The following is an 8,589-nucleotide window of genomic DNA, read 5'->3' on the forward strand; positions in this document are numbered from 1 at the left end:
TCTTCTTCTCGCAGTTGTGGAATGTCGTTGACGGTCCGGTGCGGCCGCCTCGGCATGTGGATGGCGGGCCTGTCGGCTGCCAAGCCGTGGCGAATCTGTGAGGTGAGCGGCCCCGCCAGGTCCGTTAGCTGAACCGCTGGTAGACCTGGGCGTAGACGTCGAAGACGGCCAGCACCAGCGGCACCAGGGCGATGAGAGCCAACACCTCCAGACGGTCGAGCCAGACTTTTGCCCGCGCTTGCTGGATGTCGCGGACCGTGATCAACGCCAGGGCGGTCAGCGGCACGGCGCCCAGCAACACCACCGGCGCCAACGTCCCGAGAGGGGCGGCGGCCGCCGCCGATAGGGTCGCCGCACCCAACGCCAATACGGGTGCCACGAGCGGAATCCCCACGTGGACTCGCCGAATGAAGGCGCGAGCCCGGCTCAGCATCACGACGATCATCACGATGCCGGTCGCCAACGCCCACCGGTTACCCGCCAGGAGTAGCGCGACGCAGGCCACCGCCCCGGCCAAGCACAGGCCTGTCAGCAGGGCCGCAATGTCATTCGTCGCCTTCCGCTGCCGGGACTCGACATCGCCGGCCTGCACCGGCGCGCCCTCGGCCGCGTCCGTGTGCAAGCGCAACAATCCCGACGTGGAGGCTGCCACATGCGTCACGAACCCCAGTCCACCAGCGGTTACCACAGTCACGCAGGCGGCGACCTGCGCGCCGTCCCACCCGAAACCCGGACCCATTCGGGCCAGCAGCAGCGCGGGCGCGGCAGCCCCAAACCCCAACAGAGCAGACCGGGCCAGCTTGCGTCGCGGCGGATCGACCAGCGCGGCCAGCGACACAGCAGCCGCCACACCCGCCGACGCGAGGGCCAAGCGATCCATGGTCGCTGTCAGATACACGCCCGACACCAACCACCCGCTGTAGGCGGCGGCCGGGATCAACGCGAGCGCCAACAGGCCCTGCTCGCGAGGCCGCCCCGCCGCCTTGGCCAAGAGCTGACCGGCGATGAGTACCAACAACGCTGTACCCACCACATACGCCTGGCTCTGCACGGGCCGGATCTGACTCGACAGCGCCACAGCAAGCAGGCACCAGGCTGCGAGGCCCGCGGCGAAGACGAAGCGTGTCGTCTCCGCCGACCAGCCGGACGCGGGTGCGGTGTCCTCGGCGATCCTCTCGGCCAAGTCATCGACCGGGCGATGCTGCTCCGCGGGCGACAGCGGCCTAAGCGTCAGGATGTCGCCGTCGCGCAGTTGCAGGTCGGCCGGCGTCGCCTGAGGCGCCAGCAGCCCCGCTGTGGGGTGGTCGAGCACCAGCCACCCGTCACCAGCCAGGCCGGTCTCCCGGATGATCGCCCGCGCAAGTTGGGCGCTGGGCAGATCGTCGGGGACCGCGACATCCAGTTGCCGAACGGGCGTGATCACCGAAAGCCGGGTGAAGGTGCGCTCGACCTCGTCAGGGATGTGGGTGCCGGTCGGCTGGTCCATGATCGTCCTGCTCCCGATGGCTCATTGTGGGTCCACTACGCTCGGCGGCCAGCAAACTATGTCACCCACGCTCGTGTGGGTCGGCCGCGAACACCGCCGCAGACCAAGGTGACGGGCAGCAGGGGGTGCCGTGCGAGAAGTCGTCAATCGCGCTCCCCGCGCCTGCCCCCGATCACCCCAACCGACCACCACGACGCTGGCCGCCGCCCCGACCCCGCCGGACCCGAGCGCCGCCATGAGCGTGCTGCCCGCACTCATCCCCGCGCTGGGCGGCCTGGGCATGATGATGTTCCTGGTCGCCAACCGCAATCCCGTCTTTCTCATGGCGGGCATGGTGCTGGTGCTGGCCATGATCTGCGGCGCGATCGCCCTCGTCGTCGTGTCGAGGACCGGCGCCAGGCGAGCGTTCACCAAAGCCCGCGAGAGGTACCTGGAGTACCTCGAGCGGATCCGCCGCCAGGTTCGAGAAGCCGGCGACAACCATCGCGAGTACAGCCGGGCCGCCCATCCCGAACCCGAGGAGCTCATCGGACTGGCCCTCTCCAGGCGGGTTTACGAGCGACGACCCGGCGATGGCGACTTCGGGGTGCTGCGGGTAGGAACGGGGACCATCGACCACCCCCTCCGTTTGCAGGTGCCATCGCCGCCGTCCCCGCTGCAACGCATCGACCCCGTGTGCCAGCGCTCTTCGGCGGCGTTGGCGGCCGGCTATCGGTGGCTGACCGAGGCGCCCCTGACCGTGCAGGCCGAGCCAGGCGCCTCGATCGTGTTGCGGGCCGACTCCCACGAGGATGCGGTGAACCTGGCCCGCTGCCTGATCAGTCAGGCCGCCGTCTGGCATTCGCCGGAGGACCTACGGATCGCCGTCTGTTCCCCCAGCGTCGAGACCGACTTCGCCTTCGTTCGATGGCTACCGCACAGCCACGATCCGCGGGCCCTCAACGACGTGGCGCCGCGCTGCTGGCTGGGTACCTCATGGGCCGATCTCGCAGAGCGACTCTCCGCCCAACTGCGGGACCGCGCCGCCGCTGCCGCACACCGCCGGCGCCACGGCGCCCTTCCCCGGCCGACCGACGTGCTCCTCGTCGTGCTCGACGAATGGGAGCTGGGCCCGAGCGGGCCGCTGACGCTGCCCGACCTCTCGCACCCGTTCGGCGAGCTGGGAGTGTGTCTCGTCCGGATCGTCCGAACTGCCCACGACGAACCCGCCGAGGTGAGCATCCGGGTCGCCCACGATCACGAGGGGCTGAGCGTCGAGTCGCTGCGTGCCGACACTGCGCTGTGGGGTTACCCAGACCCCTGCCCGTCGGCCACTGCCGACGCGATTGCCCGCGCACTGGCTCCGCGCCTGGCCGCAGCGGAGCTTCGGGCAGACCGCGCCCTCGTCGACGAGACGCCGCTGGAGAACCTGCTCGACCTGCCCGACATCCGCGCCTGGACACCGCAGAAGGGATGGGCGGACCGCACCAGACGCGACTTTCTGCGGGTCGCCATCGGCACCCGATCCGACGGTCAGCGCCTCGAGATGGACCTCAAAGAGTCGGCGTACGGCGGCATGGGTCCGCACGGGTTGCTGGTCGGAGCCACCGGGTCGGGCAAGTCAGAGCTGCTGCGCACCCTGGTGCTCGGACTGGCCGCGACCCACCCTCCCGAGCAACTCGCCTTCGTGCTCGTCGACTTCAAGGGAGGCGCGACCTTCGCTGGCCTGGACGACCTGCCGCACGTCGCCGGGGTGATCACGAACCTGGAAGCAGACCTGGGCCTGGTCGATCGGATGCACGACGCGATGCTCGGCGAGATCACCCGCCGTCAGCAGATCCTGCACGACCACGGCAACCTGCCCAACGTGCTCGCCTACGAAAGCGCCCGGCGAGCCGACCCGAGCATGCCGCCGCTGCCCCATCTGCTGTTCATCGTCGACGAGTTCGCCGAACTGCTGACCGTGCGACCCGATTTCAACGGGCTGTTCACCACCATCGGCCGCATCGGCCGATCCATCGGAGTCCACCAACTCCTCGCTTCCCAGCGCCTGGACGACGGCCGGCTGCGGGGGCTGGAGTCGTTCCTGTCGTACCGACTGGCGCTCTGGTGACCACCGGCAGTACCCAAGCCCGTGGCTGATCTGCGCCGACGTCACTCGCCGAGCAGGTCATCCTTGCCGATGCCCAGGTGCCGCTCGAGGTCGGTGGCCGAGTGGGTGCGCAGGTAGTCGGAGAACCGCCGATTCACCTCACCCATGTACTCCTCCGCAGTCTTCGGCGCGATGCCCAGGCGGGCGCCGATCGCCTTGTACGTCTCACCGCGGGCCCGGCCGCGCAGCACGTCGATCTGCCGCGGCGACAGGTGCGGCAGGCCGCCGCGTCGCTCCACGACCTCCGCCAGCCCGGCCAGCGCCGTCGTGATGACCACCTGCCCGCCGGCCACCCGACGGGCCGCATCGACCAGCGTCTCCAGCGACTCCGACTTGTGGATGACCCCCTGAGCGCCCGCCGCCAGGCAGCCGGCCAGCACCTCACGGCGGCGCTCGTTGGTGTAGATCAGCACCCGGTAGCCCGCTCGCTGCACCGCCGTGACTCCCGCCGCGCCCTGGCCGATCAACGCCGCCGCCCCAGGGTCGCGCAGCCACAAGTCCAGCAGCACCACCTGCGCCGCCGGACGCTGCGCCAGAAACGCCTCCACGGTGGCGAACGCCCCGACCACGCGCATCCCCGGCAGCAGCCGCGCCAAGCCCTCCCGGATCAACGTGTCGTCGTCCACGCAGGCGACCGTCACCTCGCCCAGCGGACGCCCGGCGCCTCGCCGGTCGCCCGGCGCCCCCGTCGGACGGGCGGTGCGCGGCGGCGGCCCAGCACCCGGTGTCCGCGACCCGCCCGATGCCGAGGTTCCTGATGATCCGGTCGTCCCTGCTGTCACTACGTTGTCCCCTGATGTCCCTGTTCCGGCGGGTGAAAAGCCGTATGACCGGCATGACGCAGGCGCCCCAGGTCCCTTGGGGCGTCAGACGTCGACCGGTCGGCATGCTCGGTTGTGCTCGATACTGCGCGGGCCGGAGCGGGTCTGGCAGGCCATCCCCGGCACACGGTGTACGCGCGTCATCCTGCCTCGTGTCAGCCCGTCTGCCTATCCGGGGTGATCCCGGGGTCATCGTGGCGACGACCAGGCGCGCTGCCCTTCTCGGGCTCCGGCTCTAATAGCGGTCCGCTCCGCACGGTGACCGCCGTCCCCTGCCCAGGAGCCGAATCGATCGTCACCGCCAGGCCGTGGGCCGCGCCGGCCCGCAACACCAACTCCGGCAGGCCGTAACCGGAGAGGGAGGTCGCCGGGTCGAAGCCGACGCCGTCGTCGCGGACCACCAACTCCCAACCGTGCTCGTCGGCGTCGGCGTGCACCACGCAGTGCTCGGCGTGCGCGTGCCGACGCACGTTGTGCAGCAGCGTCGTCAACGCGGAGGAGAGGGTCGCCGCGACGGGCTCCGGCAGCATCGTGCCCTGCGCCAGATCGACCGAGACGACCGGGCTCAGGTCCGCGAACTCGGCCGTGATCGAGCGGACGATGCCCGCTAGGTCGCGCTCGTCCACCTCCGGGGAGGCCAGCGGTGGCTGGGTCATGAACGCCGCCAACTTGCGGGCCTCCACCCCGGCCTGCCGGCGCAGCGCCTCTGCCAGCAACGGATCCTCGATGCGGCGCGACACCAAGTCCAGGATGGTCGCCTGGTCGTGCAGCAGGGCCCGATGCCGGGCGGCCTCGGCCTCAGCAGCCGCTCGCCCGGCGGCCTCCGTGGCGACCCGTCGGGCCTCGTCGGCGGCATCGGCCACCCGCCGCAGATAGTCGGCGGCCACGAAGCCGATCGCCGTGTACGCCGGATAGATCAGCGAATTGGTCCACCCCGCCAACACCACCTGCGGATGCCCCGGCACCAGCGTCGCCGGAATGACCGCGCACAACCACAACGCCGCCGCCGCACCCACCCGCCCGCCGGTGGTCCGCATCGCGATCCCGGCAAACAGCGCGGTGGAAGCGGCGACCGAGCCACCCCACGCGTCCCACGTGCTGACCCGCAGCTCGGGGGCCGTCGTCACCAGCGTTGCGAGCAGGCACGCGCAGGCGACGACCACGTCGACCCGCACCAGCCAGCCCCGAGCCAGCAGTGAACCGTCCCGTACCGCGAGCGTGATGAGCACGACGCTCCACGCGAGAAAGCCCGTTGCGACCATCAGATCGAGCGCAGGCTGCGGTGAGCGCCCGACGGTACCGAGCACCGCCGGTACGAGTTGGGCCATGTTGACGATGCGCAAGGCCACGATGACGTAGACGAACACCAGGTCCAGGCCCACCCGCGTCGTACTCGGGCGCGGCAACAGGGTCTGCCACGCCCGCGGGGCGCTCCTGGTGTGCGTCACGTGGCCTGCCTAGCCCTCCGGTGCCGGCGTGACGTGCACTCGCCGCACGCCCAGGACCGAGTGCGCGATCGCCGCGGCGATGTCCCGCTCCCGGCTGTCGCCGGTGCCGGTGATCTCCACGACCCCGCTGTTGACCTGGACGCGCCAGCCGTCCTGGCCGTAGTCGTGGAAGGCCGCGAGCAGGTCGTCCTTGAGGTCCACGTCGCGACGCCACAGGGCGCGGATCACGTCGCTGCGGCTGATGACACCGACCAACTGGTTGCCGCGCACCACGGGCAGGCTCTTGAACGAGCTGGTGGTGAAAAGCGTGATGAGGTCGGCGACATCGCTGCCCTCGGTCGTCGAGCGCGGCGCGCTCGTCATGATCTCGCCGACGGTGCGCGGCAGGGGAGCGCTCTCTTGGACAGGCAGCACGTGGGCCCGCCGGTCCGGCTCCACGGCGCGGCGCAGCAGGTCGATCTCGCTGAGCACGCCGACCAGAACCTCACCCTCGTCGACGACGGGCAGCGCCGTGACCTTGCGCTCCGCCATCAGCTGCAGGGCGTCGTCGATCTCGGAGTCCGGACGCACGCTATAGGCCGGGCTGGTCATGATCTCGCGGACGAGCATCGGGCGAACACCTCGCTGAGTCGCTGGTTCGGTCGCAGGCCGGGTCCATCGCGCTGCGCCGATTCGGCCCCGCCGGACGCGGGATGAGCGCGAACGAGCAGGTCCGCTCCAGTCTGTCAGCCGAAATCTGCGGGCGGAAGCTCAGCCGGGGTGCCGGGACCTTCGTCCTTATCGCTCGTCGGGTCGGGGGAGCGTTCGGGTGGTGGCAGGCGCAGGACGCAGGCGCCCACCCGGGCGAACGGATCGAGGCCGACCTCCTGGGCGGGCGCCTCGTGCCCGCGGTAGAGGGACTGGACCAGGCCCAGGTGCACCCCGCACACCACAGTCGGGTTGGCCCGCGCGGCCGCCAACAGAGGGCAGGAGCGCAGATCGACCGAGCCGTCGGGCCGCTGCACCGGATCGAAGCCCAGGTTGTTCAGGATCGACAGGGTGCGCGCCCGGGCTGCGGCGCTACCGTCCGGGCCGCTGGTGCCCAGCGCCTCGCCCCAGCAATGACCGGCAGCGATAGCCTCGCCCGCGGGATCGTGGCTGCTCGCGGCGAGTTGCTCGGCGAGCACGGAGGCAAGGGTCGCGTACTCGCGCAGCTGCGGCCGGGAGCGCTCGGGGGGAATCGCCGCGTAACGGATCGCCGGGCGCCCGCGACCCACCGGTGTGCCGCGCAACCGAGACGCCAAACCCAGCTCGACGAGGGCGTCGAGATGCTCGCGCACCGTGTTCGTGTGCTGCCCGAGGGTCGCCGCCAGTTGATGCACGGTCGCCGACCCGGGCGCCGCACCGAGCGCGTCCAGGACCATGGCCCGCGGCGACGACAGCTGGGTCGTGGGATCGTGGTGCAGGGGAGTCGGTCGAGGACCCAGCTCCCCGGCAACCTCCGGGATATCCGGCATATCGAACAGTGTAGTTTGCGATCCCTTTGTGCTCATTGTTCGGACCAAGAAAGAGGAGACGGAGAAACGGTGAATTGGCAGACCTCCGCGCGACCGGGGTCGGAGCAGCCGACTGACGACGTGAACGACGCGGGCGCAGAAGCAGATTCGAGCTGCGGCGGATGCGGATGCGGGGCCGGTGGCTGCGGCTCGGGGCCCCGCCGAGTGCCTGAGCTGGACGCCCGCGCGATCGACCCACAGATCCGGCAGGCCGCGGTCTTCGGGGTGCTCATCGGGTTGCCGCCGGGCAATGCCGCGACGATCGTCACCGACGAATCGCCGGACCTCGTGCTCTCCCTCATCGGGGGGCAGTTCGCCGGGCAGTACGCCATCGAGGCCGACCGGCCGGCCGACGACGAGTGGCGCACGACCTTCACCCGGCTGGCGTGAGCCTGCCCGCAGCGCCGCCGGCGGGGGAGGCGGCCGACGGTTCCCGCCCCCTCATCGGCCTGACCAGCTACGACGAGCCCGTCGACCGGCCGCTGTGGCCGGGCCAGCGGTGCGTCTTCGTGCCGCAGGACTATGTGGCCGCCATCGAGGCGGCCGGGGGCGTGCCCGTGCTGCTCGCACCCAACGTCGAGCTCACCGAGCAGGCGGCGCGGCACCTGCTGAGCCGACTCGACGGCCTCCTCGTGACCGGTGGCGCCGACTTGGATCCCGCGACGTACGGACAGGCCGCGCACGCAGCCACCGGGCCCCCGCACCCCGGGCGCGACCACGCCGACCTGATGCTCGTGCGCGCGGCCCGGTGGATGCGGCTGCCGCTGCTCGGGGTGTGCCGGGGCCTGCAGGTGATGGCCGTCGAGGCCGGCGGCGCCCTCGAACAGCATCTGCCCGACCGAGTAGGTCACGAGCGGCACTGCCCGACTCCGGGAGCCTTCGGGCGCGAACAGGTCGACCTCGTGCCGGGCACGCGCCTGGCCGACCTCCTCGGCCCGCGTCTCGACGTCGAGTGTCACCATCACCAGGCGGTGACCGAGCACCCCGGCTACGACCTCGCCGCCCGCGCCGCCGACGGCACGATCGAGGCCGTGGAAGACCCGCGCGCACGCTTCGCCGTCGGCGTGCAGTGGCACCCCGAGGCGGGGACCGATCCGCGGCTGTTCCGCGCCCTCGTCGTCGCCGCGGCCGAGCGCGCGCAGCGGCGCGACTGGGCACCCCCGGCGGC

The 8,589-nt window shown here is 71.3% G+C and carries 8 protein-coding genes; 3 read left to right on the forward strand and 5 right to left on the reverse strand.

Annotation, left to right across the window (positions count from 1 at the left end; all coding sequences use genetic code 11):
• Positions 1-124: 124 nt before the first annotated feature.
• Entirely contained in the window at positions 125-1,486 is a 1,362-nt protein-coding gene (locus KILIM_RS21015) for an EsaB/YukD family protein (protein WP_006594776.1), read from the reverse strand.
• Positions 1,487-1,616: 130 nt separating this feature from the next.
• Here KILIM_RS21015 and eccCa point away from each other — a divergent pair, with 130 nt between their 5' ends.
• Entirely contained in the window at positions 1,617-3,578 is a 1,962-nt protein-coding gene (eccCa, locus tag KILIM_RS21020; RefSeq protein WP_006594777.1) for a type VII secretion protein EccCa, read from the forward strand.
• A gap of 41 nt (positions 3,579-3,619) precedes the next feature.
• On the opposite strand, the gene KILIM_RS21025 is transcribed toward eccCa, so the two are convergent.
• The 4 genes from KILIM_RS21025 to KILIM_RS21040 form a co-directional block, all read right to left on the reverse strand.
• A complete protein-coding gene (locus KILIM_RS21025) occupies positions 3,620-4,243 on the reverse strand; it encodes a response regulator transcription factor (RefSeq protein WP_006594778.1) in 624 nt (207 codons plus the stop codon).
• A 350-nt stretch (positions 4,244-4,593) separates the two neighbouring features.
• Positions 4,594-5,886, reverse strand: coding sequence for a sensor histidine kinase (locus KILIM_RS21030; protein WP_006594779.1), 1,293 nt, complete (start codon positions 5,884-5,886; stop codon positions 4,594-4,596).
• A 9-nt stretch (positions 5,887-5,895) separates the two neighbouring features.
• On the reverse strand, positions 5,896-6,495 hold the full coding sequence (locus KILIM_RS21035) for a CBS domain-containing protein (protein WP_006594780.1): 600 nt from the start codon (positions 6,493-6,495) through the stop codon (positions 5,896-5,898).
• A gap of 116 nt (positions 6,496-6,611) precedes the next feature.
• The gene (locus KILIM_RS21040; protein ID WP_006594781.1) at positions 6,612-7,382 is read right to left on the reverse strand and encodes a helix-turn-helix transcriptional regulator; all 771 of its coding nucleotides are present in this window, start codon (positions 7,380-7,382) and stop codon (positions 6,612-6,614) included.
• Positions 7,383-7,586: 204 nt separating this feature from the next.
• Here KILIM_RS21040 and KILIM_RS25225 point away from each other — a divergent pair, with 204 nt between their 5' ends.
• Entirely contained in the window at positions 7,587-7,811 is a 225-nt protein-coding gene (locus KILIM_RS25225) for a DUF2249 domain-containing protein (RefSeq protein ID WP_006594782.1), read from the forward strand.
• A partial coding sequence (locus KILIM_RS21050) for a gamma-glutamyl-gamma-aminobutyrate hydrolase family protein (protein ID WP_006594783.1) occupies positions 7,808-8,589 on the forward strand: 782 nt, incomplete at its 3' end. The genes KILIM_RS25225 and KILIM_RS21050, both read left to right, overlap by 4 nt.

It is taken from the genome of Kineosphaera limosa NBRC 100340 (genome assembly GCF_000298215.1).
Taxonomy (GTDB): Bacteria; Actinomycetota; Actinomycetes; order Actinomycetales; family Dermatophilaceae; genus Kineosphaera; species Kineosphaera limosa.

Bases quoted from the DNA above. Each gene is read 5' to 3' on its own strand.
- KILIM_RS21015 (WP_006594776.1), bottom strand. From the start codon at position 1,486: ATGGACCAGCCGACCGGCACCCACATCCCTGACGAGGTCGAGCGCACC.
- KILIM_RS21035 (WP_006594780.1), bottom strand. From the start codon at position 6,495: ATGCTCGTCCGCGAGATCATGACCAGCCCGGCCTATAGCGTGCGTCCG.
- KILIM_RS21040 (WP_006594781.1), bottom strand. From the start codon at position 7,382: ATGCCGGATATCCCGGAGGTTGCCGGGGAGCTGGGTCCTCGACCGACT.